The 823-nt window shown below is 48.0% G+C and carries 1 protein-coding gene; it reads left to right on the forward strand.

Going from position 1 to position 823, the window contains the following annotated elements; all coding sequences use genetic code 11:
- Positions 1–524, forward strand: a 524-nt coding sequence (locus tag NW829_RS12310) for an FkbM family methyltransferase (RefSeq protein WP_414417209.1), incomplete at its 5' end; no start/stop codon positions are given.
- Positions 525–823: the final 299 nt, after the last annotated feature.

Here is an 823-nt window from a genome sequence, read left to right on the forward strand (position 1 = left end):
TTCAGTGTATGCGGAAGACAATAAGTGCCAGCTCCCTAGAGGATGTTGTCTTCCTCATAGAAGCCGCCGCTGGGGATCATGAAGACACTATTCAGCTAAGGGAAGAAAGAGCTAGTGTCTTCAATTCTGTCGATGATCCGAAGCAGATGTCAGAACGGGAACCAAACGATGATGGAAAAATTGTGAACCTTGTTACCTTGGACTCCGTCTGGCGCTCGAAAGGTGAACCCCAGATTGATCTCATCAAGATCGATGCAGAAAGTGCAGAAGATCGAGTGATTTCAGGCGGTAAAGAGTTGCTTAGCGCCAGCCACCCTGTCATCATTTTTGAGAACAAGCGTAGCCCCATTGGAACTGCTACAGCTAAAGTACTGGAACTTTTGGGGTACGAGTTTTATACATACAACCGTTTTCTGAATAAGCTAACCAGAGTAAAGCCTCAGCAATACCCCATTGCTGCCTCAAACACTATTGCAATCCATCCCTCAGATCTAGGAAAAGTTGCAGATATGATGTCGGTTTAGATCTGAGCCTGAGTTTCGCTCTTTCGCATACCATGCACAAGAAACTTAGCTGTGCGGAGTGGCTCCCGTTCTATAGGTTATTTCACCTTTCTGGTAAACAAGGCTTGCAGTAGGGATGGGCAATCGTAAGTAGACAGCTCATGCCGAGAACTCAAACTGACGCTGACCCTGTAGGCGCGGCGAGCAAGCCAATTTGAGCAAATTCAACTAACCGGAAGAGCGCAGCAACTGCATCAACTGCTGAGGCGTCATCTGCTCGTAGGGCTCAAAGGGCTGGTGGATCCAAGGGTTATCCGGCA

The sequence above is a fragment of the Synechococcus sp. R55.8 genome, from assembly GCF_047461895.1.
GTDB lineage: Bacteria > Cyanobacteriota > Cyanobacteriia > Thermostichales > Thermostichaceae > Thermostichus.